The organism is Chryseobacterium sp. R2ACT005 (assembly GCF_049949215.1).
GTDB lineage: Bacteria > Bacteroidota > Bacteroidia > Flavobacteriales > Weeksellaceae > Chryseobacterium.
Genome location: NZ_CP188192.1, coordinates 5,047,621 through 5,074,563 on the forward strand (window position 1 = coordinate 5,047,621; position 26,943 = coordinate 5,074,563).

General features: G+C 35.9%; 26 protein-coding genes. 18 read left to right on the plus strand and 8 right to left on the minus strand.

Annotation, left to right across the window (positions count from 1 at the left end; all coding sequences use genetic code 11):
- The first annotated feature begins 6 nt into the window (after window positions 1-6).
- The 6 genes from ACPF63_RS23160 to ACPF63_RS23185 all read left to right on the plus strand — a co-directional run bounded on the left by ACPF63_RS23160 (window position 7) and on the right by ACPF63_RS23185 (window position 4,584).
- Window positions 7-597 carry an RNA polymerase sigma factor gene (locus ACPF63_RS23160; protein ID WP_047377368.1) on the plus strand — a complete coding sequence of 197 codons (591 nt, stop codon included), beginning with the start codon at window positions 7-9 and terminating at the stop codon, window positions 595-597.
- Between the two features lie 202 nt (window positions 598-799).
- Entirely contained in the window at window positions 800-1,495 is a 696-nt protein-coding gene (locus ACPF63_RS23165) for a YjjG family noncanonical pyrimidine nucleotidase (RefSeq protein WP_426481465.1), read from the plus strand.
- Between the two features lie 234 nt (window positions 1,496-1,729).
- On the plus strand, window positions 1,730-2,179 hold the full coding sequence (locus tag ACPF63_RS23170; RefSeq protein WP_426481466.1) for a PepSY-like domain-containing protein: 450 nt from the start codon (window positions 1,730-1,732) through the stop codon (window positions 2,177-2,179).
- 34 nt (window positions 2,180-2,213) lie between these two features.
- Window positions 2,214-2,420, plus strand: a complete 207-nt coding sequence (locus tag ACPF63_RS23175) for a PepSY-like domain-containing protein (RefSeq protein WP_426483241.1) — start codon at window positions 2,214-2,216, stop codon at window positions 2,418-2,420.
- A 206-nt stretch (window positions 2,421-2,626) separates the two neighbouring features.
- Entirely contained in the window at window positions 2,627-3,298 is a 672-nt protein-coding gene (locus ACPF63_RS23180) for a response regulator transcription factor (protein WP_426481467.1), read from the plus strand.
- The gene (locus ACPF63_RS23185; RefSeq protein WP_426481468.1) at window positions 3,298-4,584 is read left to right on the plus strand and encodes a sensor histidine kinase; all 1,287 of its coding nucleotides are present in this window, start codon (window positions 3,298-3,300) and stop codon (window positions 4,582-4,584) included. The genes ACPF63_RS23180 and ACPF63_RS23185 overlap by 1 nt, the downstream gene beginning before the upstream one ends.
- A gap of 69 nt (window positions 4,585-4,653) precedes the next feature.
- Here the strand turns inward: ACPF63_RS23185 and trpS are convergent, their stop codons facing one another.
- From trpS to ileS, 7 genes are all read right to left on the minus strand, one after another.
- Window positions 4,654-5,622: a tryptophan--tRNA ligase gene (trpS, locus tag ACPF63_RS23190; protein ID WP_426481469.1), complete on the minus strand. Its 969-nt coding sequence runs from the start codon at window positions 5,620-5,622 to the stop codon at window positions 4,654-4,656.
- 285 nt (window positions 5,623-5,907) lie between these two features.
- Entirely contained in the window at window positions 5,908-6,552 is a 645-nt protein-coding gene (locus tag ACPF63_RS23195; RefSeq protein WP_426481470.1) for a SanA/YdcF family protein, read from the minus strand.
- Window positions 6,553-6,567: 15 nt separating this feature from the next.
- Window positions 6,568-7,209 carry a lipoprotein signal peptidase gene (locus ACPF63_RS23200; protein WP_077419522.1) on the minus strand — a complete coding sequence of 214 codons (642 nt, stop codon included), beginning with the start codon at window positions 7,207-7,209 and terminating at the stop codon, window positions 6,568-6,570.
- The gene (locus ACPF63_RS23205) at window positions 7,209-7,403 is read right to left on the minus strand and encodes a DUF2683 family protein (protein WP_077419523.1); all 195 of its coding nucleotides are present in this window, start codon (window positions 7,401-7,403) and stop codon (window positions 7,209-7,211) included. The genes ACPF63_RS23200 and ACPF63_RS23205 overlap by 1 nt, the downstream gene beginning before the upstream one ends.
- Before the next feature lie 16 nt (window positions 7,404-7,419).
- Complete coding sequence (locus ACPF63_RS23210) at window positions 7,420-7,665, minus strand: DUF6576 domain-containing protein (RefSeq protein WP_077419524.1); 246 nt, start codon at window positions 7,663-7,665, stop codon at window positions 7,420-7,422.
- A gap of 80 nt (window positions 7,666-7,745) precedes the next feature.
- Window positions 7,746-8,126: a TraR/DksA family transcriptional regulator gene (locus ACPF63_RS23215; protein WP_002983772.1), complete on the minus strand. Its 381-nt coding sequence runs from the start codon at window positions 8,124-8,126 to the stop codon at window positions 7,746-7,748.
- A gap of 58 nt (window positions 8,127-8,184) precedes the next feature.
- On the minus strand, window positions 8,185-11,580 hold the full coding sequence (gene ileS, locus ACPF63_RS23220; protein ID WP_219071889.1) for an isoleucine--tRNA ligase: 3,396 nt from the start codon (window positions 11,578-11,580) through the stop codon (window positions 8,185-8,187).
- A gap of 372 nt (window positions 11,581-11,952) precedes the next feature.
- Here ileS and ACPF63_RS23225 point away from each other — a divergent pair, with 372 nt between their 5' ends.
- The 3 genes from ACPF63_RS23225 (at window position 11,953) to ACPF63_RS23235 (ending at window position 15,686) form a co-directional block, all read left to right on the plus strand.
- Window positions 11,953-13,641, plus strand: coding sequence for a M23 family metallopeptidase (locus ACPF63_RS23225; protein ID WP_426481471.1), 1,689 nt, complete (start codon window positions 11,953-11,955; stop codon window positions 13,639-13,641).
- A 75-nt stretch (window positions 13,642-13,716) separates the two neighbouring features.
- Window positions 13,717-15,009, plus strand: coding sequence for a phenylacetate--CoA ligase family protein (locus ACPF63_RS23230; RefSeq protein ID WP_426481472.1), 1,293 nt, complete (start codon window positions 13,717-13,719; stop codon window positions 15,007-15,009).
- A 77-nt stretch (window positions 15,010-15,086) separates the two neighbouring features.
- Entirely contained in the window at window positions 15,087-15,686 is a 600-nt protein-coding gene (locus ACPF63_RS23235) for a hypothetical protein (RefSeq protein WP_426481473.1), read from the plus strand.
- Between the two features lie 36 nt (window positions 15,687-15,722).
- On the opposite strand, the gene ACPF63_RS23240 is transcribed toward ACPF63_RS23235, so the two are convergent.
- Window positions 15,723-16,979, minus strand: coding sequence for an NAD(P)/FAD-dependent oxidoreductase (locus ACPF63_RS23240; protein WP_426481474.1), 1,257 nt, complete (start codon window positions 16,977-16,979; stop codon window positions 15,723-15,725).
- Window positions 16,980-17,077: 98 nt separating this feature from the next.
- Here ACPF63_RS23240 and ACPF63_RS23245 point away from each other — a divergent pair, with 98 nt between their 5' ends.
- The 9 genes from ACPF63_RS23245 (at window position 17,078) to ACPF63_RS23285 (ending at window position 26,912) form a co-directional block, all read left to right on the plus strand.
- Window positions 17,078-18,598 (plus strand): HAL/PAL/TAL family ammonia-lyase, encoded by a 1,521-nt coding sequence (locus tag ACPF63_RS23245; RefSeq protein WP_426481475.1) that lies wholly within the window; start codon window positions 17,078-17,080, stop codon window positions 18,596-18,598.
- A gap of 81 nt (window positions 18,599-18,679) precedes the next feature.
- Window positions 18,680-19,411 carry a 3-oxoacyl-ACP reductase FabG gene (gene fabG, locus ACPF63_RS23250; protein ID WP_077419531.1) on the plus strand — a complete coding sequence of 244 codons (732 nt, stop codon included), beginning with the start codon at window positions 18,680-18,682 and terminating at the stop codon, window positions 19,409-19,411.
- A 1-nt stretch (window position 19,412) separates the two neighbouring features.
- Window positions 19,413-20,633, plus strand: coding sequence for a beta-ketoacyl-[acyl-carrier-protein] synthase family protein (locus ACPF63_RS23255; protein WP_077419532.1), 1,221 nt, complete (start codon window positions 19,413-19,415; stop codon window positions 20,631-20,633).
- 4 nt (window positions 20,634-20,637) lie between these two features.
- On the plus strand, window positions 20,638-20,892 hold the full coding sequence (locus ACPF63_RS23260) for an acyl carrier protein (protein WP_426481476.1): 255 nt from the start codon (window positions 20,638-20,640) through the stop codon (window positions 20,890-20,892).
- 121 nt (window positions 20,893-21,013) lie between these two features.
- Complete coding sequence (locus ACPF63_RS23265; protein ID WP_077419533.1) at window positions 21,014-21,898, plus strand: lipid A biosynthesis acyltransferase; 885 nt, start codon at window positions 21,014-21,016, stop codon at window positions 21,896-21,898.
- 175 nt (window positions 21,899-22,073) lie between these two features.
- The gene (locus tag ACPF63_RS23270; protein ID WP_426481477.1) at window positions 22,074-23,600 is read left to right on the plus strand and encodes a phytoene desaturase family protein; all 1,527 of its coding nucleotides are present in this window, start codon (window positions 22,074-22,076) and stop codon (window positions 23,598-23,600) included.
- 1 nt (window position 23,601) lies between these two features.
- Window positions 23,602-25,290: a C45 family autoproteolytic acyltransferase/hydolase gene (locus ACPF63_RS23275; RefSeq protein WP_426481478.1), complete on the plus strand. Its 1,689-nt coding sequence runs from the start codon at window positions 23,602-23,604 to the stop codon at window positions 25,288-25,290.
- Window positions 25,287-25,652 (plus strand): hypothetical protein, encoded by a 366-nt coding sequence (locus tag ACPF63_RS23280; protein ID WP_426481479.1) that lies wholly within the window; start codon window positions 25,287-25,289, stop codon window positions 25,650-25,652. Before ACPF63_RS23275 ends, ACPF63_RS23280 begins: the two co-directional genes overlap by 4 nt.
- A gap of 6 nt (window positions 25,653-25,658) precedes the next feature.
- Entirely contained in the window at window positions 25,659-26,912 is a 1,254-nt protein-coding gene (locus tag ACPF63_RS23285) for an alpha/beta hydrolase (protein ID WP_426481480.1), read from the plus strand.
- Window positions 26,913-26,943: the final 31 nt, after the last annotated feature.

The following is a 26,943-nucleotide window of genomic DNA, read 5'->3' on the forward strand; positions in this document are numbered from 1 at the left end:
AGAGTTATGAAATCAAAATCGGATAGTTTACTAATTTCCCTTTACCAGAAAGGAGACGAGGGTGCGTTGTCAACCCTTATTCATCGACATCAGAGAGAACTGTTTACATTCATTTTTTATAAAATTAATGATGAAGATTTAGCGAATGATATCTTTCAGGACACCTTTATGAAGATTATTGTTATGCTGAAAGAAGGGCGTTATAACGAAGAAGGTAAATTTATCCTTTGGGCAAAAAGGATTTCCCACAATTTAATTATCGACCATTTCAGATCAAAAGCAAAGAATATAAAGGTTTCAGAAACTACTTTTGAAACCGATGAATATTCTATTTTTGATTTGATCAGAGAGCCTTCTGAAAATATTGAAGATCAGCTTGTGACGAATCAGATACAGGAAGATCTTTTAAGGATGCTGCAGTTTTTACCACAAAATCAACAAGAAGTAATCAAACTAAGATTTTTTGACGGGCTGAGTTTCAAGGAAATTGCGGATCATACAGATATGAGCATTAATACTACTCTTGGAAGAGTACGGTATGCGCTGATAAACCTGAGAAAAATCATGGATGAAAATAATATAATATTGACCAGATAAATAATATTTTGGGAAATTTCACGTTTTAAGGAAAACATACTTCGCTTATGAAAAAAAATGACTCCTTAAAAGTGAAAACTTTGAAACCTAAGAAACAAACTATTGATTTTTTGCTGAATTTTTCTAAAAGCCTTGAAGTTGTGAAAAGCAAGAGCAAAAATTATCCAATTTTAAAAAATTAAAATGATTAACTTTGTGCTGTATGAAAATGCAGCATGTTTTTTTTGACCTGGATAATACACTCTGGGATCATCGTAGAAATGCCTATCTTACCATCAGGGAACTTTTTGAAAAACAGGAAATTACTTCAAAGTATCATATTGACTTTGAAGAGTTTCATTCTGTTTACCATGATATCAACGAAGATTTATGGGAAAAGATCAGAGATGGAATTATTGGCAAAGAGTATTTGAGAGAACACCGTTTTTATGACTCATTTAAACATTTTGGAGTAGAAGATAGAGAACTTGCCCTTTATTTTGAAGAGCACTTTCTTGATAATATTGTGAGTCATAATGAATTGGTAGAAGGAGCTGAAGATGTTTTGGAATATCTGAAAGCTAAGAATTATACATTACACATTATTTCCAATGGATTTCAGGAGGTAACGGAAAGGAAATGTACCTTGTCCGGAATTGCCTCTTATTTTAAAACGATTACCAGTGCAGATGCTGTAGGAGTAAGAAAACCTAATCCCAGGATTTTTGAATACTCTTTAGGACTTTCTGAAGCCAGAAAAGAAGAAAGTATCCTGATTGGTGATGATTGGATTGCTGATGCCCTGGGAGCAACAGACTTCGGAATGGATGCCATTTTCTTTGATGTTTATAAAGAAGATAAACGGAAAGAAGGATTAAAAGCCATTACCCATCTTCAGCAGATTAAAGAATACTTATAAAATATAAGACCGTAAAGTCTAAAGTATAAATATAGGCCACTAAGATTATCTTAGTGGCTTTTCTGTTTTTATAGACTTGAGAAATCAACGTAAAGATGTTTGATTATCCACGAAAATCTGCGATTAAGAATAAATCATAAATTCATTTATTTTTTTGCTGGATTAGTTTTCCCAATTCTTTCCCAAATTGATTTGCAACTTTGCTCCATAATAATGATAAAAAAATTAAATGTTATGAAAAATGTAAAGAAAATCACAGGAGTATTGATGATCATGTTTTTATTAATAGGAGGCTTCGTTTCTGCACAGGACAGAGCAATCAATGTTAATCAGTTACCCAAAACAGCTAAAAACTTTCTTGCTGCCCAATTTAAAGGAATGCCTGTAACCTCGGCCATCGAAGACAGAGAAATTTATGGAGTAGATGAATATAAAGTATATCTGACCAATGGAATGAAAATAGAGTTTGACAGCAATGGAAACTGGAAAGAAGTGGATGGAAAGCATCAGAAAGTTCCGTATGGTTTCATTCCTGTATCGATCAGAAACTACAGTACAAAGAATTTCCCGAACACTTACATTATTAAGATCGAAAAGAAAAGATGGTCTTATAAAGCAGAACTTTCCAACGGACTGGAGCTTGAATTTGACAGAAACGGAAATTTTAAAAGAATTGATGATTAATACTTAACCGATGCAAACACTAAATTTTAATATTATGGTCAACTGGAATTTAATAAACAATAACGGAAGAAAGATTTCTTCTGCTCAGATTAGAAAGAATATAGTTTCATTTATCACAAGGAATCATCCTTGCAGTGTCATTGACTCTATTGAAAAAAAATATAATGCTTATAAGATTCATTTGATGAATGGTCTATGTCTTGTTTTCGATGCAGATGGCCGTAACGTGAAATCAAATTAGATTATTCATGAAAAAATACCTGAGGGAAGAGGGCAGAGAGCATTTTCATTTTATAGATATCTTATCGGTTATCTATCATATAACCCTTATATTGATCATATTCTCGTAGACTTTTGGATGTGTATCTCTATCTCCGGCTTCCCTCCTTATAATTTCCTATATTTGATATTAGTTAATCATGCAGCAGAGCATATACACCCAGAGGTATGAAGATTTTAATAGTAGAAGATGAACCCGAACTAAAAAATACGGTACAGAAGTTTCTGGAAGCAGAACATTTCATTGTAGAGTATGCAGAAAATTACAGCAATGGGCTGGAGAAAATTATTTCTTACGAATACGACTGTATTTTGCTGGATATTATGCTACCGGACGGAAACGGAATAGATCTGCTGAAAGAAATAAAAAAAATGCACAAGAAAGATCCCGTGATCATTCTTTCTGCCAAAGACTCAGTAGATGACAAGGTAACGGGATTGGAAATAGGGGCTGATGATTATCTTGCCAAACCTTTTCATCTTGCAGAACTGATGGCGAGGATCAAGTCGGTGATCAGAAGAAAAAATCAGGATGGTGAAAATATCATCCGATACAAAAATATAAGTATTGATCCGGAGAACAGAACAGTGAAAGTGGGAAATGAGGAGTTGATCCTTAACCGCAAAGAATACGATCTGTTGTATTATTTTGTGATTCATCCGGAAAAAACTTTACAGAAAACGACGTTGGCAGAAGCTATCTGGGGAGATTACATCGATCAGGCAGACAGTCTGGATTTTATTTATTCACAGATTAAAAATCTTCGTAAAAAATTAAAAACACTTAATGCAGAAGCTGATTTCCAGGCTGTATACGGAATAGGATATAAATTCATCTGATGAAAGTCTCTTTAAAATATTATACCATAAAATACCTGATCATCATCCTGCTGTTTGTTATTGCAGTTTGGGCAGGGTTGTTTTATGCCTACATTCTGGATGAAGTACATGATAATGTGGATGACGGATTGAAGGACCGGAAAATACAGATTATCAAAGCTGTTTACCTGAATCCCCAGCTGCTGAAGAATAATGATTTTGGATTTAATGAATTTAAAATTAATCCCATTAAAGCTGAAGAGTATCAAAATAAAAGCAGGCTCTACAATAAGATGTATTATATGGAATATGATGATAAAGACCAGCCTTACAGAGTTCTTGAGGCAGACTTTATCGATCAGTTTAAAAATCAGCAGAGGCTTGTCATAAGAACGTCTACCGTAGAAGAGGATGAATTGATCTACGACCTTACGACTGCTTTAATTGTGCTTTATATCCTTTTGGTAATAAGCATTGTTGTTATCAACGGATATCTGTTGAATAAAGCAATGAGACCTTTCTACCTGATTTTGGATAAGCTTAAAAAATATCAGTTCGGAATCCCTTTTTCACAGGAAAGGCAGATATATAAAATTACCGAGTTTGAAGAATTGAATGTCGAAATCAATGAAATGATTGAACGTAACGAGCTTGTTTTTTACCAGCAGAAACAGTTTATTGAAAATGCGTCCCACGAACTTCAGACTCCTTTGGCTATTGTTATTAACAAAATTGACCTTCTGATTCAGAATGATGACCTTGATAAAATGAGTATGACCTTTCTTACTGAAGTTAAAAATGATCTGCGAAGAATGGTAGGCTTAAACAAATCTTTATTAATGCTTTCCAAAATTGAAAACAGTCAGTTTAATAAAACTTCAGACGTTGACTTTAATGGAATGATTGCTCAGTTAGTTCAGAATTATGAAGATTTCATCGCATTTAAAAAAGTAGAGGTCAATATTATAGAGAAAGGAAAATTCGTTGCAGATTTTAACCAGGATCTGGCAGATATTCTGCTGTCCAATCTTCTTAAAAATGCGGTTAAATATAATAATGAAGAAGGAACGTTAAATATTATTGTTGAATATAACCGGATTACATTCCAAAACAGCGGTACAGCCATTCCTTTAGATAAGTCAAGGATCTTTAACCGTTTTTACAAGCAAGGATCAGATCATACCTCTACAGGATTAGGATTGTCTATCATTAAGACTATTATAAAACAATACCCGGGTTGGGATATTGTCTATGAATTCGGAGATCAGATGCATTACTTTATCCTGACAAAGAATAACGGAAAATGATATTCAGAAAATCATAATAATAAAAAAAGCCTTTCGTTTGAAAGGCTTTCTTATGTTTACAACTTAGTATTAAAATCCTAAGCTTGTTCTTACTCTTTTAAGAGTTTCCAGGGCAATAGGTCTGGTTTTCTCGGCACCTTGCTGTAGTTTTGCTTCCAGCTCATCAAGGTTGTTCATATAATAAGCGAAAGTTTCTCTTTCTTTCTCAAAACGTAACAGAATAAGATCCAGTAATTCCTTCTTAGCATGTCCGTATCCGAAGTTTCCGGCAAGATATTTTGCTCTTAGCTCTTCAGTTTGTTCAGGTGTTGCAATAAGTTCATAGATCTGGAAGGTTTTATCCGTTTCGGGATCTTTAGGTTCCTCCAGAGATTTAGAATCTGATTCAATGCTCATTACCTGTTTTTTCAGTTCCTTTTCAGGTAAGAAAATATTGATAATATTTCCCATTGATTTAGACATTTTACGTCCATCAGTTCCGGGAACATATTTCGTGTCCTGCTGAAGTTCTGCCTGTGGTAATACAAGCACTTCTCCCATTTGATTATTAAACCTGGAAGCTACATCTCTTGCAATTTCCAAATGCTGAAGCTGGTCCTTTCCTACAGGTACAATCTCTGCATCATACAGTAAAATATCTGCAGCCATCAGAATTGGGTAAGTAAATAAACCTGCATTTACATCCTGAAGTCTGTCAGCCTTATCCTTGAATGAATGAGCCAATGTTAATCTTTGATAAGGAAAAAAACATGATAAATGCCAAGAAAGTTCACAGGTTTCAGCGATATCACTTTGTCTGTAGAAAAATGTTTTTTCAGTATCTAATCCACAAGCAAGCCAAGCCGCAGCAATCTCGTAGGTATTTTGTCTTAACGTTTGCGCATCTTTAATCTGTGTAAGTGTGTGAAGATTCGCAATAAATAAAAATGATTCATTTCCTTCCTGCTTGGATAGTTCAATAGCAGGAATAATTGCCCCTAATAAGTTTCCAAGATGGGGTGTTCCGGTGGCTTGAATGCCGGTAAGAATTCTTGACATTTGTTTAAAATTTATATTAAAAAATTAATGAATTACAAATCTACGAGGTTTGTTGGGAATAACGAAAGATAAAAGATAAAAGATAAAAGATAAAAGATAAAAGATAAAAGATAAAAGATAAAAGATAAAAGATGTTGTTATTAAAATTCAATAGGGCTGGGTTTTAACCCAGCCAACGATAAATCACCCTTCCATTGGCTTTAGCCAAAACCTATCACCCTTCAATAATCTATATGTCTTTACGCATCATCCGTGAAAATCTGTGAAATCTGTGGTTAAAAAATATTAAGGAATCACAATTTTCTCCCCACCAAATTTAGGTTCTACTCCGAAAAGAAGGTCCCAGTATGCCTTAGCTTTGGCAGCGTACTCTCTCATATTGGTCTTTAAACCTGCGTATTTATTTACATCTGCAGCATTATAACCAAAGGCTTCCATTCCATTTTTTCTGGCCAGGAAAACAGCTCTTTCATTGTGGAATTTCTGAGAGATAATCACCAGTTTTGTCTGGCTGAAAATATCTTTTGCCCTTACCACAGAATCCAGTGTTCTGAATCCGGCATGATCTAAAATGATTTTATCCTGTGGAACTCCTTTCTGCATTAATGCCAGCTGCATATCTTCAGGTTCATTATAGTCTTTGGTACTGTTGTCACCACTTACAATAATATACTGTATTTTTCCGCTTTTGTATAAGTTGGCAGCAGCTTCAATTCTATTGTAGAAATAAGCATTCGGGGCTCCGTTGCTCAGAAGTTTTCCGGTTCCCAGTAACAGACCCGTTTTTGCTTCCGGTACATCTGCAATATTATAGGAAACGAAAGATTCGCTGTCCTTTTTTATGCTGTAATTTGCCCAGGCAATAAAAATAATTCCTGCAACCAGAAGAAGCAGGAAAATTTTAAAAATATTTTTGATTATTTTTTTCATCCGAAAATACATCTTTTAAAACTCAAGCCCGTTTGGAAATGCTTTTTTTCTGAAGATTAGAAGGAAAGCTGCACCTACTGTGATCGCAGAATCGGCAACATTGAAAATATATTTGAAGAACTCAATATGTTTTCCTCCTATTAAAGGCCAGCTTTCAGGGACATACCAGTCTACTACCGGGAAATGAAGCATATCCACTACACAGCCTTTCATAAAGGTAGAATATCCCTGCCCAAAAGGAACAAGCTTAGAGATACCTCCATACCCAATCCATCGGTCAGTACTGGCGTCATACACTGTTCCGGTGTCGAAGATCATCCCATAAAACATTCCGTCAATAAGATTTCCGATTGCTCCGGCGAAAATGATGGCCATAGGAATCAAAAGATAATTGGATGCTCCGTCTTTCAACCATTTTTTAAACATATATACCATTCCTCCAATCAGGAAAACTCTTAGGATTACCAGAAAGTATTTCCCGATGATTCCGCCAAAATGAAATCCATAAGCCATTCCGGGGTTTTCAACAAAAGTTTTGTTAAAGAAACCATTGACTACAGGAATACTTTCATTCAGTTCAAAATGAGTTTTGATGTAAATTTTTGAAGCCTGGTCAATCAACAACACTAAAAATGTTATCGCTAATATCTTTTTCATTACTCTCCTTTAGGTTTTGAAGGTTTTGCAGCAGGTTTTATATTTTTATTATCACTTGCTTTCTTAACCACTTTCTGTCCGTTATACGAACTTTTAACATGAGCTTTTTCAAATTTAATGTTCATTTCTTTCAGTACACTTTTCAGTGCGCTAAGCTCCATTGCATTTTTTGGATGTACTATAATAGATTCCATTTCTTATATTTAATTTTTACATTTTGGACAATTCGTCGAGTCGTTTTCTATCTTTTTCAGATAAATCACTGATTCCGTTTCTGCCCATTTTGCTTAAAAGTCTGTCGATCTCTTTTTCCCGCTCGCGTTTATCAGAATTGAATTGATCATCAATAGTATAGTTTTTCTGAGGTTCAGAAAAGAATCTGTTTTTAATCCATTCTCTATTGAAAAACAGTAATGCTATTGCGATAATAAATCCTAAAATTAATAATTCGCTCATAGGTATACATTAAAAATTAGGTTTATAAAGTATCCGTGAATACGATATAAACCCAATATTATTTTTTACAAACCTTGCGGTTATTTTTGCATGTTTTTCGCTTCGATGCTCAGCGTAGCATGAGGAACGGCTAAAAGTCTTTCCTTAGGAATCAGTTTTCCTGTTACTCTGCAAACACCATACGTTTTATTTTCGATTCTGATCAAAGCATTTTTAAGATCACGCACGAATTTTTCCTGTCTTCCTGCCAAAATAGAGTTCTGCTCTTTGCTCAATGTTTCTGCTCCTTCCTCAAAAGCTTTGAAAGTAGGAGAGGTATCATCAGTTCCATTATTCTGGTCATTGATGAAACTTTCTCTGATAAGCTGAAGATCCTTTTCTGCTTTTTCTATTTTTTCTTTAATAATTGCCTTAAATTCCTGTAAATCAGCATCGCTGTATCTAACTCTTTCGTCTGACATATTCGTTCTCTTTTTTAATAAAATTATGAAATGGAATTTGAAATATAATAACTACATGTTAATTTTTTTCAACATTTATCTTAAAATTAACCTCATCTATTTCGATTTCGTTAAAATTTGAAAGTGAAGATACAATTTCTATTTTATTTGACAAGACTTCAGAAGAAATATATTCTTCATTTTTCTTAATATCATTAAGGAAAGGTGAGTTTTCTTCAATGGAGATATTAATCTTGTCTGTCAGTTCAAAGTCTTTATCTTTTCGCAGGTTTTGAATTCTGTTGATGAATTCTCTTGCGATACCTTCAGATTTTAATTCATCGGTTAACGTCAAATCTAATGCCACAGTTGTTTTACCATCTGAAGTAACCGTCCATCCCGGGATATCTTTTGTAGAAATTTCCACATCATCAAGTGTGATTTCATATCCCTGAACATCTAGTTTCCCTTCTTTTTCAAGACCGGCAATCTGTTCTGTATTAAGATTTGCAATCTCGGCACCTACCACCTTCATGTCTTTTCCTAATTTAGGACCAAGAGCTTTGAAGTTGGGTTTTATCTGTTTTACAATTAAGTGAGATGCTTCTTCAGCATTGATTAACTGTAATTCTTTCACGTTTACTTCCTGTTTGATCAGATCTGCAACAGCAAGAATTTGCGCTTCTGTTTTAGAATCCAATACAGGAACCAATACTTTTTGTAACGGCTGACGAACTTTTACATTTTCTTTCTTTCTCAGTGAGAAGACCATACTTGTAATGTTCTGAGCAAGATGTGTTTTTTCAACCAGATCCTGATCAATTAAGCTTTCATCAGCTACCGGGAAGTCTGTTAAGTGTACAGATTCACAGTTCTCTTTACCTGTTACTTTATTCAGGTCCTGGTATAATTGGTCCATAAAGAACGGAGCAATAGGAGCAGATAGCTTAGCCACTACTTCAAGACATGTGTATAATGTTTGGTAAGCAGAGATCTTGTCATCAGAATATTCTCCTTTCCAGAAACGTCTTCTGCATAATCTTACATACCAGTTACTCAGGTTATCATTTACAAAAGTGCTGATTGCTCTTGCTACTCTTGTGGGTTCATAATCTTCATAGAAAGCTTTTACTTCTTTGATCAGAAGATTCAGTTCAGAAAGAACCCATCTGTCAATTTCAGGACGGTTTTCCACTTCCTTTTCTGAATAGTTGAAGCCGTCAACATTCGCATATAAAGCAAAGAATGAATAGGTATTGTAAAGCGTTCCGAAGAACTTTCTTCTTACTTCGTCAATTCCTTCAATGTCAAACTTCAGGTTTTCCCATGGGTTTGCATTGGAGATCATATACCAACGGGTAGCATCCGGTCCATATACAGAAAGTGTTTCAAACGGATCTACAGCATTTCCTAAACGTTTTGACATCTTCTGTCCGTTCTTATCCAGAACAAGACCGTTACTCATTACATTTTTATAAGCAACAGAATCAAACACAGCAGTTCCGATCGCGTGAAGCGTATAGAACCATCCGCGGGTCTGGTCAACACCTTCTGCGATAAAATCAGCAGGGAATGCCTTATTGTTGTCGATTAATTCTTTATTTTCAAAAGGATAATGCAATTGAGCATAAGGCATAGACCCTGAATCGAACCAAACGTCGATCAGGTCGCTTTCACGTCTCATTGCTTTTCCTGAGTCAGAAACCAATACTATTTTGTCTACTACGTTTTTGTGAAGATCCACAAGCTCATAGTTAGACTCAGCCATATTTCCGATGATAAAACCTTGGAACGGGTTTTCAGTCATCAATCCAGCTGCAATTGATTTCTCGATTTCGTTGTATAACTCTTCTACAGAACCTATGATCTTTTCTTCTTTCAGGTCATCTGTTCTCCAGATTGGCAACGGAATACCCCAATATCTTGAACGGGAAAGATTCCAGTCGTTTACATTTTCCAACCAGTTAGCAAAACGTCCTTCTCCGGTAGCTTTTGGTTTCCAGTTGATTTCTTTGTTCAAATTAACCAATCTGTCTTTTACAGCGGTCATTTTCACAAACCATGAATCCAGCGGATAATACAATACCGGTTTGTCAGTTCTCCAGCAATGTGGATAAGAGTGAACATATTTTTCTACTTTGAAGGCTTTGTTCTCTATTTTCAATAGGATCGCAAGTTCTACATCCCATGATTTCTCAGGAGCAGTTCCTTCATCGTAATATTCGTTTTTGATATAGGTTCCGGAGAATACCTCAGGAACATTTTCACCTTTGATGAATTTACCCTGTAAATCTACCAATGGCACAAGGTTGTCATTTTCGTCCTTCACCAACATTGGCGGGATCTCAGGCTGAGCCATTTTAGCAACTCTCGCATCATCAGCACCAAAAGTAGGCGCTGTATGAACGACACCTGTACCGTCCTCTGTCGTTACGAAATCTCCCAGGATTACTCTGAATGCATTTTCAGCATTATCGTTGGGCGTAAACCAAGGAACTAATTGCTCATATCTCGTGTCAACAAGTTTTTCTCCTGTAAACTCTTTTAAAACCTTGAAAGGAATTACTTTAGTTTCTGAAGTATAGTTGGCAAAATCTTCATCTGTACCTTCTGTATATTTTTTACCGAAAACTTTAGGTAAAAGAACTCTTGATAAAACAACAGTTACGGGTTCAAATGTATATTGGTTGAAAGTTTTAACTACAACATATTCAATATCTCTCCCTACAGTAAGAGCTGTATTGGATGGCAATGTCCATGGAGTTGTCGTCCATGCAAGGATATGAACATCTCCGTCCACATCATTGAATAATGCTGAAGAGTCTTTTTTTACTTTAAACTGAGCGACAACCGTTGTGTCTGAAACATCACGATAGGTCCCGGGCTGATTCAGCTCGTGAGAAGAAAGTCCTGTTCCCGCTTTCGGAGAATAAGGCTGGATCGTATACCCTTTATACAACAAGCTTTTGTCATATAATTGTTTCAATAACCACCAAACGGTTTCCATATATTTTGACTTGTACGTGATGTACGGATCATCAAGGTCTACCCAATATCCGATTTTCTCCGTAAGGTTATTCCAAACATCGGTATAACGCATTACTGCTTCACGGCAAGCTCTGTTATAATCTTCAATAGAGATTTTTTTGCCAATATCTTCTTTCGTGATTCCTAATTCTTTTTCTACACCCAGTTCCACAGGAAGACCATGCGTATCCCAGCCTGCTTTACGGAAAACCTGCTTTCCGTTTTGAGTCTGGTAACGGCAGAAAATATCTTTCAATGCTCTTGCCATTACGTGGTGAATTCCAGGCATACCGTTTGCTGAAGGCGGACCTTCATAAAAAACAAACTCAGGATTTCCCTGACGAATCTCAACACTCTTATTGAAAGTTTTATTTTGTTTCCAAAATTCCGCTACATTCTCTGCTACGTCAATAAGGTTGAGGTTTTTGTATTCTTTAAATTGGCTCATTGTAAATATCTCAATATCGTTGATTAATTAAGTCTGCAAATTTACTAAAATTTGTCGGTTTATAATATATGTTTTATTTTGATATCATCTATTAAAAAGTTCAATCTCAGAAATATAAATAGAGAAAGTGAAAAAAGTGAATAGTGAATGGTCAATAAGTGAATTTTTCTGGCTGTTTTCATGTGAAATTTTATGTAATTTATTCAATAGAAGTGGCTTTAGCCGAAACTAAAAAGTTGCCTACATCTAAAAACATAAACATCTGTGAAAATCCGTGTAATCTGTGGTTAAGAAATACTTATATCAATTCAAAAATAAGGACATGATGATTGGAAATTCGTATATTTAAATAGCTCTAAACCCAAATGCTGTATGAAAACCTTTTATCAACTGATGCTTTTTGTTTGTTTTATCAACACGAGCATTGTACAGGCTCAAAATAATTACCCTCAGAATTATTTCCGGAATCCTTTGAATATTCCCATGCAGCTGGCTGCCAATTTTGGTGCTGTAAGGACAAACCACTTTCATATGGGACTTGATTTAAGAACGAACAGTCAGGAAAATTTGCCGGTTGTTGCCGCAGCAGAAGGATATGTGAGCAGAATAAAAGTGGAACGGTACGGTTTTGGAAATGCAGTGTACATTACTCATCCCAATGGCTATACTACTGTGTATGCCCATTTGAACAAATACTTCAATAAGCTTGATGAATATGTAAAGGAAAGACAATATAAAGACGAAAAGTGGGAACAGGATATCACGTTCCAGCCTGGACAGTTTCCGGTGGAAAAAGGACAGCAAATTGCACTAAGTGGAAATACCGGAGGCTCTGCTGGTCCGCATTTACATTTTGAAATAAGAGATACCAAAACAGAAGAATGTTTTAATCCCTTGCTTTTCGGTTTTGCTATTCCAGATACTGTAGCACCCATTATCAGCGGACTGTATTGGTATGACCGACGTTTCAGTACCTACGAACCTGGCGCGAACGGAATTGCAGTAAAAAAAGCTGGAAATGTTTATACTTCTCATCTCGTTCAGGTTAATTCACCGGAAATAAGTTTTGCCATTAAAGCCGTAGATAAAGCCAATCAAGGGTTTAATCTGGGGATTTATAACGCAGAATTATTGATGGATGGCAAGTTGATTTATAGTTTTAAAATTGATAAAGTACATTATGACGAGACCCGCTATATCAACGGCTGTATAGATTATACTAAATTCATCAGGGATAAAATGGGAATTCAGCATTTGTCAGTTTTACCGGGGATGAAACTTCAGAATTATAGTCTTCCCAATCTGGCAGGGATTATCAATCTCCCGGATGAAGAGGTTCATACGATTGAAATTATCCTGAAAGATACAAAAGGAAATACAAGCCGGTTAACAACAAAACTTCAGTTCAATAAAACTTCGGACAAAGTATCTTCTACAGGAAAAACGCTAATGCCTAATGAAAGAAAAACAATTTCTACCGAAAATACTGAAATTAATTTCAGCAAAAATACAGTATATGATGCAGTAAATTTCAATGCCTATGAAAAACCGGATAGCGATCCCAATGCGGTTTCAAATAGTATTGTTTTGCATAGTCCATATATCCCGGTTCATGATGAATATACTTTGAAAATAAAACCGAATAGAAAATTAACCAATACAGAAAAAGATAAAGCCGTTATTCTCCTTGATTATGGCAGTGACAAAGATGTCGTCAAGGTACAATGGAATAATGACTGGGCAGAAGGTAAATTCAATAGATTGGGTATCGCAAAATTATTAATAGACAATAATCAGCCATCTGTTTCATCAGGCTGGAGTGAAGGAACACTGGTTAATAACAGTTCTTTATTGTTAAAAGGAACAACAAAAGTGGGAGATATTGTTTCATTCCGGGCCGAACTGGATGGGAAGTGGCTTCGCTTTGCCCGTGTAAAAGATAATTTTATCTACACCTTTGATGACAAGTGCCTGAGAGGATCAGGTTCTCATACTTTAAAAGTTACAACAGTAAATACCGCTGGAAATACAAACATACAATCCTTTACTTTCCAGAGATAAATAATCTTTTAATACTTGAATCTTTAAATCTTTTAATTTTAATTAAATAAATTTGCTCTTTAAAAATTAAAATCATTGGAATTTCATCCGTCAATCGAGAAAGCAGGGACTCAGGAAATCAAACTATTTCAGGAAGAAAAACTTCATGAACTTTTGGGGTATCTGGAAGCTCATTCACCTTTTTATCAAAAACTGTTCAGAGAAAATAATATCCATATTGCTGATATCCGTACTTTGGAGGATCTTCATAAAATCCCTACAACGACGAAGAATGATCTGCAGCAGTACAACCATGATTTTTTCTGCATAACACCGGATAAGATTGTGGATTACAGCACCACTTCCGGAACGTTGGGAGATCCAGTTACTTTCGGGCTTTCGGATAATGATCTCGAAAGACTGGCTTATAACGAAGCGATCTCTTTTGCCTGTGCCGGAATTCAAAAAGGGGATGTTGTTCAGATGATTACCACCATAGACAAAAGGTTTATGGCGGGACTTGCTTATTTTCTGGGGTTAAGAAAAATGGGAGCAAGCGTAGTGAGAATGGGACCTGGAATTCCTGAACTGCAATGGGATTCCATTTTCAGATACAAACCTAAATATCTGATTACCGTTCCTTCTTTCCTTTTGAAAATGATTGACTATGCCGAGAAACATGGATTGGATTATAAAAATTCCAGTGTCTATGGAGCTGTATGTATCGGAGAAAGTATCAAAAACCAGGATTTTACAGATAATATCCTTTCTCAGAAAATCAAGGAAAAGTGGAATATAAAACTTTTTTCAACCTATGCCTCTACAGAAATGAGTACCGCTTTTACAGAGTGCGAATTTCAGATTGGAGGGCATCACCACCCGGAACTGATCATTACAGAAATTCTGGATGATAACGCAAACCCTGTAAAAGAAGGAGAAAGTGGCGAGCTTACCATCACCACTTTAGGGGTAGAAGCTATTCCTTTGTTAAGATTTAAAACCGGAGATATTGTAAAAGCACACTATGAGCCATGCCAGTGTGGAAGAAGTACAATGAGATTAGGGCCTGTGGTAGGCAGGAAACAACAAATGATCAAATACAAAGGAACAACTTTGTATCCGCCGGCAATGAACGATATTTTGAATGATTTTAATACTATCTTATGCTACCAGATCGTCATTCAGGCTAACGAAATCGGGCTTGATGAAATTATTATCAAACTAAGTACTGAAGAAGAACACGATAGTTTTGTCAATGAAGTCAGAGATCACTTCCGTGCAAAATTGAGAGTAAGTCCGAAAATTGAAATCATTGACTTTGATATCTTATCTAAAACAGTTTTTAATCCAAACAGCAGGAAACCAGTCACTTTTATTGATTTAAGATAAAATTAAATATAAGAGTGGAAGATTTCTTTTTTATAATATCTTTGCGCCCTTGAATATATAAAGCTAATAAAAAAAACATGAAAAAATTATTATTGTTACTCTTTGTAGTAATTGGTGTAGTAACATTTGGACAAAATCAGATTAATATTGAATCCGGGAATTTTGACTTTCTGAAAGATCAGACTGAGGTAAATGTTCAGTTTAAATTTGAAAATCCCCTTTTTCAGGCAGATAATTATACTGAAGCCCAATATCTTGAAAGAAGAAAGACAGAGACGTTAGCTAAGAAAGGAGAGGAATCCTGGAAAGAATGGGATGAAGAGTGGCAAAAGCATAAAGAATCTGTTTTTTTAGATAAATTTATTGAAGGAGTAAACGGTAAAGCGAAAAAAATAAAATTCAGTAAAGGTGCTGCAGCAAAGTACACATTAATCCTAGATACAAAATGGATTTATGCCGGGTGGACAGGATTTGTAATGCAACCTGCTAAATTATCCTCAGAACTGATATTTGTTGAAACTGAAAATCCATCTAAAGTGTTAACTAAAGTCCAAGGTGATAAGATTGAAGGGGTAGGAAGTAAAGTTAGCTATCATATGGAATATGGAAGAATATCTGCAGCATATGAAAAAACAGGAAAAGAATTAGGGAAAGCGATTAAAAGTGCTTTAAAATAAAACAATAAAAAACGGTCTGAATTTTCAGACCGTTTTTTATGCTTGGTTTTGCTGTTCCTGTTTTTCTAATTTGATCAGGTTCGCAAGATTTTTAATAACTGTATCGTGCTTTCTCACAAAAGGGTTGTCTTTATTCCACACATACCCTGCTAAAACAGCACAGATTTTTTTCTTGACATCCGGATTTTCCGGTTGGTGGAAGAAGAGCTCCTGAAGATTTCCGGTATACCATTCTTTTACATAGGTGGTGAAAACATCCACACCATATAAAATATAATCAGTGTATTCCGTCTGCCAGTTGATTTTTTCTCCATTTAATTGTCTTAAAGCCAGTTTGGCGGCCAGCATTCCGGATTCTGTAGCAAAAGCCATTCCTGAAGAGAATACCGGATCAAGGAATTCCGAAGCATTCCCGGTTAAAGCAAATCCGTCTCCGAATAAACTTTTTACCGAACAGGAATAATCTTTCAGATGTTTTGGCTCAAAAAGAAAATCTACATTCCCAAAACGTTTTACATAATAATCAGAAAGAGAAATAGCTTTTCTTAAAGCCTCTGTTGTATCTCCGTTCTCAGATAATTTGTCGATATATTCCGTTGGGCCTACAATTCCTAAACTTGTATTTCTGTTGGAAAAGGGAATTACCCAAAGCCATACTTCTGTTTCAATAATATCAAAAGAAATCAAAGTTCCTTCCTCTCCCGGTTCTCTGTTGATATCGTCTACATGAGAGAAAATGGCAGAGTGAGGAGACAGTTTTGAAGGTTTTTCTAAATCAAGCAGACGGGGCAGTACTCTTCCGTAGCCGCTGGAATCAATAACAAACTTAGCATGGATTTCTTTCGTTTCACCATCTTTAGTTCTTACCGTCGTTACAGAATCTGTTCCGTCAAATTGTATATCAATAACTTCAGTTTCAAATTCAAGATCAATTCCTTTATTAATGACTTCCTGAGCAAGAGTATTATCAAAATCAGCTCTCGGAACCTGCCAGGTCCAGTCCCAGCCTTCCCCGAATTTGTTGCTGAAATCAAAAATGCAGACTTCATCGCCGCGAAGAAAACGTGCTCCAAGCTTTTTTTCAAAGCCCATCTTGTCTAATGCAGGGAAAAGTCCGGCCTCTTCAAAGTGGTCCATTACCCTTGGAATTAAGCTTTCTCCGACAACCAGTCTTGGAAACTTTGTCTTTTCGACTACTTTTACGTTGACATTATTCTTCTTTAAGTAGGAAGAAGACACGCATCCGGAGGGTCCGGCTCCGATTACAAGAACGTCAACAAATTCTTTGCTCATCTTTGATTTTTTATTTTAATAATAACTTTTATCTTTGCCGCAAAATTAGTGACAAATAATTAATATTTTACAAAATTATCAACTATTACTTTTAATTGATGAAAATAAATAACTTTTTAGAACTGAAAGACTTTCAAAAAATTATCATTGAGAATGAAAAAATAGAACTGGATGAATCACTTTTATCAAGAGTGGATAAGAGTTTTCAGTTTTTAAAGGAGTTTTCAAAAAATAAAGTAATATATGGTGTAAACACCGGTTTTGGGCCGATGGCTCAGTTTAAAATCAGTGATGAAGATACACACCAGCTTCAGTATAACCTTATAAGAAGCCATTCTTCAGGAATTGGAAACCCTTTGCCTACAGATGAGGTGAAGGCATGTATGCTGGCAAGACTGAATACTTTATCATTAGGGAATTCAGGAGTACATCAGTCTGTGATCTATCTTCTTCAGGAGCTGATCAACAGAGATATTACCCCATTGATATTTGAACATGGAGGAGTAGGAGCAAGCGGCGACCTTGTTCAGCTGGCTCACCTGGCTTTGGTACTGATAGGAGAAGGAGAAGTCTTTTATAAAGGAGAAAGAAAATCTACAAAACAGGTTTTTGAAACTGAAGGATTGGAACCGATAAAAGTAGAGATCCGTGAAGGTCTTGCTTTGATGAACGGAACTTCTGTAATGTCAGGAATCGGTATTGTGAATGCCTATAAAGCGAATCAGCTTACAGATATCTCTCTTAGACTTTCTTGTGCGATTAACGAAATTGTTCAGGCTTATGATGATCATTTATCAGAAGCTTTGAACGGAACCAAAAAACATTACGGTCAACAGAAAGTAGCAGAAAGAATGCGTGCTCACCTGGCAGACAGTAAACTGATCAGAAAAAGAGAAGATCATCTTTATACTCATTTCGAGGAACAGGAGAAAGTATTCAAGGAAAAAGTTCAGGAATATTATTCTTTAAGATGTGTTCCTCAGATTTTAGGTCCGGTATTGGATACGTTGGAATATACAGAAAAGGTGCTTGAGAACGAGATTAATTCTGCCAATGATAACCCAATCATTAACGTTGAAGACCAACATGTTTACCACGGAGGAAACTTCCATGGAGACTACATCTCTCTGGAAATGGACAAACTTAAGATTGTGGTAACCAAACTGACCATGCTTGCTGAAAGACAGTTGAACTATCTTCTGAATGCTAAAATCAATGAAATTTTGCCTCCTTTTGTAAATTTAGGTAAATTAGGTTTCAATTTCGGGATGCAGGGTGTACAGTTTACGGCAACTTCTACAACGGCGGAGAGCCAGATGCTGTCGAATTCTATGTATGTTCACAGTATTCCAAACAATAATGATAATCAGGATATCGTTAGCATGGGAACAAACGCTGCTGTGATCTGCAGAAAAGTGATTGAAAATGCCTTTGAAGTATTAGCAATCGAAGCGATTACGATTATTCAGGCTGTTGAATATCTTGGGTTTCAGGATAAAGTTTCATCCTCTACAAAAGAGCTGTATGATGAAATCAGAAAAATAATTCCTGCTTTCTCAGATGATATGGTAATGTATCCGTATCTGGAGGAAGTAAAGAGATATCTGAAAGGAATGTAACTATTTGCTGTTCTGGATTGTCTTCAAAGAAAGACGTATCACTCAACTTAAAAAAACTAAAAACGATATAAACACTAACGCATGAAATGTGCAATTGTAACAGGAGGCTCCAGAGGAATCGGGAAAGCAATCTGTATAAAACTGGCTGAAGAGAAAAACTATCATATCCTTATCAACTACGCTTCAAACGAAGTGGCAGCAAAAGAAACATTGGCTAAAGTTGAAGAATTGGGTGCTACCGGAGAAATCCTTAAATTTGATGTAGGAAATACTGAAGAAACACAAGCTGTTTTAACAGAATGGCAGGATAGAAACCCTGATTCAGTGGTAGAAGTTATTGTCAATAATGCCGGAATCACAAGAGATGGCCTTTTTATGTGGATGCAGAAAGAAGACTGGAATAGCGTGATCAATACAAGTCTGGATGGATTTTTCAATGTAACTAATTTCTTTATCCAAAAGCTGCTTCGTAACAAATACGGAAGAATCATCAATATGGTTTCGGTATCCGGTGTAAAAGGAACAGCCGGTCAAACGAATTACTCTGCAGCAAAAGGAGCTGTGATAGGTGCTACAAAAGCTCTTGCTCAGGAAGTTGCCAAAAGAAATGTTACCGTAAATGCTGTTGCTCCGGGTTTCATCAAAACAGATATGACCCAGGACTTTAATGAAGAGGAACTGAAAGCAATGATTCCTGCCAACAGATTTGGAGAAGCGGAAGAAGTGGCGGATCTTGTCGCATTTTTAGCATCTAAAAAATCTTCTTACATTACAGGAGAAGTGATTAATATTAACGGAGGAATTTATTCATAACATGGAAAATAGGGTTGTAATTACCGGAATGGGAATTTATTCCTGCATCGGGACGTCTTTAGAAGAGGTCAGGGAATCCCTATATCAAGGAAAATCCGGTATTGTTTTAGATCCGGATAGAAAAGAATTTGGTTTCAGGTCTGGCCTTACAGGAGTTGTTCCAAAACCCGATCTGAAAAACCTCTTAAACAGACGCCAGCGTATCAGTATGGGAGAAGAAAGCGAATATGCGTATCTGGCTACTATGGATGCATTGAAGCAGGCGAATCTGGATGAAGAGTTCCTGAATTCTCATGAAGTGGGAATTTTATATGGAAACGACAGTGTTTCCCAGGCAGTCGTAGAATCTATTGATATTGCCAGGGAAAAGAAAGATACTACATTGATGGGGTCGGGAGCGATCTTCAAATCAATGAATTCAACAGTGACAATGAACCTTTCAACTATTTTTAAACTGAAAGGAATTAATCTTACCATCAGTGCAGCCTGCGCAAGTGGATCCCATTCATTGGGACTGGCTTATATGATGATCAAAAATGGTTTTCAGGACATGATTATCTGTGGCGGTGCTCAGGAAACCAACAAATATTCTATGGCGAGCTTTGACGGACTGGGAGTTTTCTCAGCCAGAGAAGATGAACCCACAAAAGCATCCAGACCTTTCGATGCAGAAAGAGACGGATTGATTCCAAGCGGAGGTGCTGCCAGCCTGATTGTTGAAAGCTTAGAATCTGCCCAAAGAAGAGGTGTTCCAATCATTGCAGAAATTATCGGATACGGTTTTTCTTCAAACGGAGGTCATATTTCAACACCCAATGTAGACGGACCTGCTTTGGCCATGGACAGAGCATTAAAACAGTCAGGATTAAAAGCTTCAGACATCGATTATATCAATGCTCATGCGACTTCTACTCCCATTGGTGATGCCAACGAGGCAAAAGCAATCTATGAGATTTTCGGTAGTGAAGTTCCTGTAAGTTCTACAAAATCTATGACCGGACATGAGTGCTGGATGGCGGGTGCAAGTGAAGTGATCTACTCTATTCTGATGATGCAGAACGATTTTGTAGCTCCCAATATTAATCTGGAAAATCCTGATAATGAAGCACAAAAGATAAATTTGGTCGCAAAAACAAAAAATCAAAAAATTGATGTATTTTTGTCGAATTCTTTTGGGTTTGGGGGAACCAATTCTGCACTAATAGTAAAAAAATTTGATTAAAAACATGGAAAGGGAAAAAATTGTTGCCATCGTTAATGATTTTCTGGTAAACGAATTCGAGGTAGACGGAGACGAAATCAGTAATGATGCCAACCTTAAAAATACACTGGGCTTAGACAGCCTGGATTATATCGACATGGTAGTCGTGATCGAATCCAATTTCGGCGTGAAATTAGGAGAAGCTGATTTCAAAAAAATGGTAACATTTGATGATTTCTATACAACGATTGAAAGTAAGATTGCTGAAAAAAACGCTTAGTTATTCAGTAAATCTTTATTCTATAAAATGGGCCAATGTAATAATATCAAGGTGATCCGGTAACGGTTACTTTTAAAAAAGGTATTATTACATTGGTTCTCTGTTATATTAAATTCTATATATGAACAAGTGGAAAGGTAAATCTAAAGGAACAGTACTCGGATACAGAATATTCGTCTGGTGTATTAGAAATATCGGAATCAGAAGTTCATATGGGGTGCTTTACTTTGTAGCAGCCTATTATTCACTGTTTCAGAAGAAGAGTAATCAATATATACGGTATTACTTTCAGAAAAGACTGAACTATGGATACTGGAAATCCAAAGCCTTTATATTTAAAAGTTATTTTACCTTCGGAAAAGTTCTGATTGATAAAACGGCAATTTCTGCCGGGCTCAGAGGCAAATACACTTATGAGTTTGACGGTATTGAAAATCTCAGAGATCTTTTAGCTGCTAAAAAAGGAGGAGTGCTGATCAGTGCCCATATCGGTAATTTTGAAATTGCAGAGCATTTTTTTGCAGATATCGACTTCGACTGCCAGATCAATCTCGTGACCACAGATCAGGAAGTTACCGTGATTAAAGAATATCTGGAGAGCGTTGCCGTAAAAGAAAGTAATATCAAGTTCATCTATGTAAAAGAAGATATGTCGCATATCTTTGAGATCAATAAAGCTCTATCCGAAAATGAGCTGATCTGCTTCACCGGAGACCGTTATTTTGAAGGATCCAAATATCTGGAGGCAGAATTGTTGGGAAAGAGCGCAAAGTTTCCGGCGGGTCCTTTTATGATCGCCTCAAGATTAGGAGTTCCTGTGATCTATGTCTATGTAATGAAAGAAAATAATCTTCATTATCATCTGTATGCAAGAGTGGCCCAGAATATCAAAAACCGAGATTCACAAGGGCTTTTGCAGTCTTATGTTCAGAATCTTGAAACCATGGTGAAAAAATATCCTCTTCAATGGTTTAATTATTTTGATTTTTGGGATGATGTTGATTAATTTTTCTATTTTTATCCTGTAAAAACAAACGAAAAACTAAAAACCATTAAGATTTACTGAGAATTAAGATCATTAAATAGTATTTTCCAAATAAAATTTCTTTGTTTACTGTACCAAAGTAATCTTTAAATATCTTAAATTCCCTATTTCTTAATTATTAAAAGCACGTTCTCTTTTGAAGAAAGCATATGACATACTTGTAATCGGCAGCGGATTGGGAGGTCTTGTTTCGGCTCTTATTTTGGCGAAAGAAGGTATGAAAGTGTGTGTTCTTGAGAAAAATAATCAATACGGAGGAAATCTGCAGACTTTTTCACGGGACAAACTGATTTTTGATACAGGTGTCCATTATCTCGGAGGGCTGTCCAAGGGGCAGAATCTGAACCTTTTCTTTTCCTATCTGGAAATTATGGATGATCTGGAGCTTCAGCTGATGGATGAAGATGGCTATGACAGGATCAGTTTTGGAGAAGATGAAATAGAATATCCACATGCACAGGGCTATCAGAATTTCGTTGAGCAGCTTTCTAAGTATTTTCCTGAAGAGAAAGTAAACCTTGAAAACTACTGTGAAGAGATTCAGTATGTCTGCAGCCAGTTTCCAAGATATCATGTGGTAGGAAAAGACAACTACAACGAGGAAATACTGCATCTTAATACCAAAAGATTTATTGAATCCGTTACCCAGAACAAAAGGCTTCAAGCTGTTTTACTGGGTTCCAATTTTTTATATGCCGGAGATTCTGAAGATATACCTTTCTATGTACATGCTTTAACGGTAAATTCTTATATCCAAAGCGCCTACAAATGTGTAAAAGGAGGCAGCCAGATCTCTAAACTTCTGATCAGAAAACTTCGGGAATATGGAGCGGAAATACACAAGCATTCAGAAGTTTCGGACTTTGTTTTTAATGAAAATAATGTACTGGTATCCGTAAAAACGAAAGAAGGAAAAGAATATTCAGCAAAACAGTTTATTTCAAATATAGAGATTCGTTCCACTATTAAACTAATCGGAGAGGAAAGACTTAAGAAATCCTTTCTGAACAGGGTTTTGAGCTGGAAGCCGGTTTCATCATGCTTTAGTATTTATATGGTTTTAAGGCCCCATAGTCTTCCAAATTTCAATTACAACAGATATCATTATTCATCAGAAGAGCAGGTCTGGAATGCATTCCGCTACCAGAAAGAATTATGGCCGGAAACCTATATGCTTTCATCTACACCCTCAAAACATTACCCTGAATTTGCAGAAAGTCTTACCGTAATTTCCTATATGGATTTTGATGAGGTTAGAGAATGGGAAAATACATTCAACACGGTTGCGGATGAACATGAAAGAGGAGAAGCGTATGAAAGATTTAAACTTGAAAAAACAGAAAAGATGCTTGATGCTCTGGAGAAGAAAATTCCTAATCTAAGGCATGCTATCAAAACAATATATACTTCTTCTCCCTTGTCTTACCGGGACTATATCGGGAATTTTGAAGGAAATATGTATGGATACATGAAAAGCTCAGAGAACCCTCTTAAAACAATGGTTTCTCCCCGTACCAAAATCGACAATCTGTTTCTTACCGGACAATCTGTTAATATGCACGGGATTTTAGGTGTTACCATTGGTGCTTTTAATACGTGTGCGGAAATCTTAGGAAAAGAAATGATAGATAAGCGGTTGACACAAATGATTAATAAAAACTAAAGTGAAAAAAACGAATACCATATATTCACCCTATAAAAGAGCTCTTCTTTACCTTACTTTTTGTTTTTTCCTCACTTCCTGCGGAATATCAAAATCTATCCATCATATTCCTGATGTAAAACAATATTCTTTGGAAGTTCCAAAAGTAGCACGTATCAACGACAGTACTTTCAGCTATAACCAAAATTACCTTACGAAAAATAAGCAGCAGCTCTGGGAACTTTATATCAAAGGAAATCCTTTGCAGCTGGGATATAATAATGGAGCATTGACTCAAAGTTTAATGCAGAAACAGGAAGGAATTTTCTTTTCAAAAGTAGAGGGATTTGTACCGTCAAAATTTAAGCAGAGGCTGTTAAGAGGATTTTTAAAATGGTACAACAGAAAAATGTATCTCAATGTAAGAGAAGATTATCAGGCAGAATTGTATGGTTTATCACAATATTCATCTGATCAGTATAATTTTATTGCTTCAAAATATTTAAGAAATCTTTACCTGCATGGAGCTCATGATATTGGGCATGCAATGCAGGATCTCGCTATGGTAGGCTGTACTTCTCTTGCGGTTTGGAATGAAAATACAGAAGACGGTGATCTGCTGATCGGAAGAAATTTCGATTTTTATGTAGGAGATGATTTTGCAAAAAATAAGTTGGTAGAATTTGTTCAGCCGGAAGAAGGAATCCCGTACATGTCAGTAAGCTGGCCGGGAATGATTGGTGTGGTATCCGGGATGAATAAAGAAGGAATTACAGTAACTATTAACGCTGGAAAATCAAAAATTCCTTTAACAGCAAAAACGCCTATTTCCCTTGTTACAAGAGAAATTCTGCAATATGCTAAAAATATTGAGGAAGCGATTGCCATTGCTAAAAAAAGGAAAGTTTTTGTTTCAGAATCCATTCTTGTGGGAAGTGCTGCGGATAAAAATGCAGTCATCATTGAAGTTTCACCTAAAAATTTCGGAGTGTACAGAGTACAAAATACCAGCAGGGTTCTTTGCACCAATCATTTCCAGTCTGACACCTATAAAGATGATAAAAGAAATCAGAAACATATTGAAGAAAGCCATTCTGAATACCGTTATGAAAGACTTCAGGAGCTTTTACAGGAAGAAAAAAAGATGACCCCGGAAAAGATGGCTTCCATTTTAAGAAATAGATCCGGTTTAAAAGATGAAAACATAGGCTATGGTAATGAAAAAGCACTCAATCAGCTTTTGGCACATCATGCCGTTATATTTTCACCTCAGAAAAAACTGGTCTGGGTGTCTTCAAATCCTTATCAGCTTGGAGAATTTGTATGTTATGATCTGAACGAAATCTTTTCAGAAAAAGGATTGCAGCCTGATGACTTTTCAAAATCAAGTCTGAATATTCCACATGATCCCTTCGCAGATTCTGAAGAATTCCAAAACTATGAATTGTCTAAAATGTACGGTAAAGAAATAAATGAGGCTGCCGACGATAAAAATACACTGTTAACAGATGATGTTATCTCTTCTTATCAATCTATGAATCCGGATTTTTGGCTGGTCTACTATCAATCAGGAAAATATTATTTTAACAAAAAAGAATACTCAAAGGCAAAAATTGAATTTGAAAAAGCTTTGACGAAAGAGATTACGACTGTTCCAGACAGAAAAAATGTAGAAAAATACCTGAAGAAAACTTTAAAGAAACTGAAATGATCCCTAAATATATAAAGCTGCTGTTTTGCATTCCCTTTGTCATCATTATTGGTTATTCTGTTTATTTGTGTACGGTTTACAGCTCAATACCTGAAATCATAACCATTCATGGATATGGAAATATGAATGACAATTACGGAAATAAAATATTTCTGATAATGCCTGTAATTATGAATTTAGTTATTCTGCTTTTTATCTGGTTGATTATCAGAAGGCCGGATAAGATAAAATTTACTTTTGAAATTGACGAAAACGAAAGAGAAAAAATATATCATATAACGCAGTTGGCCCTGGTAATTATTGCGATATTTGTCACCATCATGATGACGCCATTAGCATTTTCTGATATTGTTTATAAATAATTGAATATGACAAAACTTTTAACCCTATTCCTTACTGTATGGTCTCTCTTATCATTTTCTCAGGACAGAAAAGAGATCGGAAATACTTTTATCAAAACCTTATTGGTAGATAAAAATATAGAAAAAGCACATTCTTACTTTGATCCTTCAGTAGCAGGACAGATTCCCGTGGAGCAGCTTAAGGCTATCACAGAACAGCTTCAGGGACAGATAGGAGGATTAAAAAATATCCTGGAAGTGAATAATGAAGGAAATATCTATTATTACTATTCCGAATTTGAAAAAACAAAACTGGATGTTCAGCTTACTTTTGGTGAGAATAATAAAATGCTGGGTTTCTTTTTAGTTCCTCACAAAACATTTGAAAAACCGGATGAGAAGACTACACTGAAAATAAAAAGCGATGGTATTGAACTGAATGGAACACTGCTGGTTCCTCCGTCGAATGATAAAAAGAAACTGGTTATTTTTGTTCATGGTTCCGGAGCGAATGACAGAGACGAAACAATTGGAGAAAACAAACCCTTTAAAGATATTGCAGAATACCTTTTAGCCAACGGCATTGCTTCCTACCGATATGATAAAAGAAACTATTCTTACCCTGAGACATTGAATGAAAAATCTACTGTAGAAGAGGAAACCATCAATGATGCCGTAAATGCAGCTCTTTATTTTAAAAATAATCCTGAGTATAAAGGATATCAGATTATCATTCTGGGACACAGCCAGGGAGCTTATATGATGCCTGAAATTGCAGAAAAAGCACAAGTTTCGAAGTATGTTTTTATGGCTGGAAATGCGAGACCACTACAGGATTTATTAGTAGAACAGTACGAATATCTTCACTCTATGGATCCAGCTAAAGTACCTGCTGAAGCTGTTCAGGAGGTGAAAAAACAGGTCGCATTTTTAAATTCACCCCAATTTAACTTAAATTCACCAGCAACAGAGCTTCCTTTAGGGCAGTCTGCTCCGTATTGGAAATATTTAAAGGACTATAATCAGCTTAAAGAGGTTAAAAAAATCAAAGCTCCCATGTTCTTTGCACAAGGAGGAAGAGATTATCAGGTGACAGAGAAAGATTTCAACCTGTGGAAAGAAACATTGAAAAAAGATAAAACAGCCGTTTTTAAATTTTATCCAACATTAAGTCATTTATTCATTGCAGGTTCTGGAAAACCATCTCCAAAGGATTATGAAACAAAGGGGAAGGTGGATGAACAGTTTTTGAAAGATCTTACACAGTTTATTCTGAAATAAATGCAATGAGATCATTGCTCTCATAAGCCTG

Excerpts from the sequence above, each read along its gene's own strand:
- ACPF63_RS23265 (WP_077419533.1), top strand. The coding sequence starts at position 21,014 with ATGAACAAGTGGAAAGGTAAATCTAAAGGAACAGTACTCGGATACAGA.
- ACPF63_RS23165 (WP_426481465.1), top strand. The coding sequence starts at position 800 with ATGAAAATGCAGCATGTTTTTTTTGACCTGGATAATACACTCTGGGAT.
- ACPF63_RS23240 (WP_426481474.1), bottom strand. The coding sequence starts at position 16,979 with ATGAGCAAAGAATTTGTTGACGTTCTTGTAATCGGAGCCGGACCCTCC.
- ACPF63_RS23180 (WP_426481467.1), top strand. The coding sequence starts at position 2,627 with ATGAAGATTTTAATAGTAGAAGATGAACCCGAACTAAAAAATACGGTA.
- ACPF63_RS23210 (WP_077419524.1), bottom strand. The coding sequence starts at position 7,665 with ATGAGCGAATTATTAATTTTAGGATTTATTATCGCAATAGCATTACTG.
- ACPF63_RS23205 (WP_077419523.1), bottom strand. The coding sequence starts at position 7,403 with ATGGAATCTATTATAGTACATCCAAAAAATGCAATGGAGCTTAGCGCA.
- ACPF63_RS23225 (WP_426481471.1), top strand. The coding sequence starts at position 11,953 with ATGAAAACCTTTTATCAACTGATGCTTTTTGTTTGTTTTATCAACACG.
- ACPF63_RS23200 (WP_077419522.1), bottom strand. The coding sequence starts at position 7,209 with ATGAAAAAGATATTAGCGATAACATTTTTAGTGTTGTTGATTGACCAG.
- fabG (WP_077419531.1), top strand. The coding sequence starts at position 18,680 with ATGAAATGTGCAATTGTAACAGGAGGCTCCAGAGGAATCGGGAAAGCA.
- ACPF63_RS23185 (WP_426481468.1), top strand. The coding sequence starts at position 3,298 with ATGAAAGTCTCTTTAAAATATTATACCATAAAATACCTGATCATCATC.
- ACPF63_RS23195 (WP_426481470.1), bottom strand. The coding sequence starts at position 6,552 with ATGAAAAAAATAATCAAAAATATTTTTAAAATTTTCCTGCTTCTTCTG.
- ACPF63_RS23280 (WP_426481479.1), top strand. The coding sequence starts at position 25,287 with ATGATCCCTAAATATATAAAGCTGCTGTTTTGCATTCCCTTTGTCATC.
- ACPF63_RS23260 (WP_426481476.1), top strand. The coding sequence starts at position 20,638 with ATGGAAAGGGAAAAAATTGTTGCCATCGTTAATGATTTTCTGGTAAAC.
- ACPF63_RS23245 (WP_426481475.1), top strand. The coding sequence starts at position 17,078 with ATGAAAATAAATAACTTTTTAGAACTGAAAGACTTTCAAAAAATTATC.
- trpS (WP_426481469.1), bottom strand. The coding sequence starts at position 5,622 with ATGTCAAGAATTCTTACCGGCATTCAAGCCACCGGAACACCCCATCTT.
- ileS (WP_219071889.1), bottom strand. The coding sequence starts at position 11,580 with ATGAGCCAATTTAAAGAATACAAAAACCTCAACCTTATTGACGTAGCA.
- ACPF63_RS23255 (WP_077419532.1), top strand. The coding sequence starts at position 19,413 with ATGGAAAATAGGGTTGTAATTACCGGAATGGGAATTTATTCCTGCATC.
- ACPF63_RS23160 (WP_047377368.1), top strand. The coding sequence starts at position 7 with ATGAAATCAAAATCGGATAGTTTACTAATTTCCCTTTACCAGAAAGGA.
- ACPF63_RS23170 (WP_426481466.1), top strand. The coding sequence starts at position 1,730 with ATGAAAAATGTAAAGAAAATCACAGGAGTATTGATGATCATGTTTTTA.
- ACPF63_RS23215 (WP_002983772.1), bottom strand. The coding sequence starts at position 8,126 with ATGTCAGACGAAAGAGTTAGATACAGCGATGCTGATTTACAGGAATTT.
- ACPF63_RS23175 (WP_426483241.1), top strand. The coding sequence starts at position 2,214 with ATGGTCAACTGGAATTTAATAAACAATAACGGAAGAAAGATTTCTTCT.
- ACPF63_RS23285 (WP_426481480.1), top strand. The coding sequence starts at position 25,659 with ATGACAAAACTTTTAACCCTATTCCTTACTGTATGGTCTCTCTTATCA.
- ACPF63_RS23235 (WP_426481473.1), top strand. The coding sequence starts at position 15,087 with ATGAAAAAATTATTATTGTTACTCTTTGTAGTAATTGGTGTAGTAACA.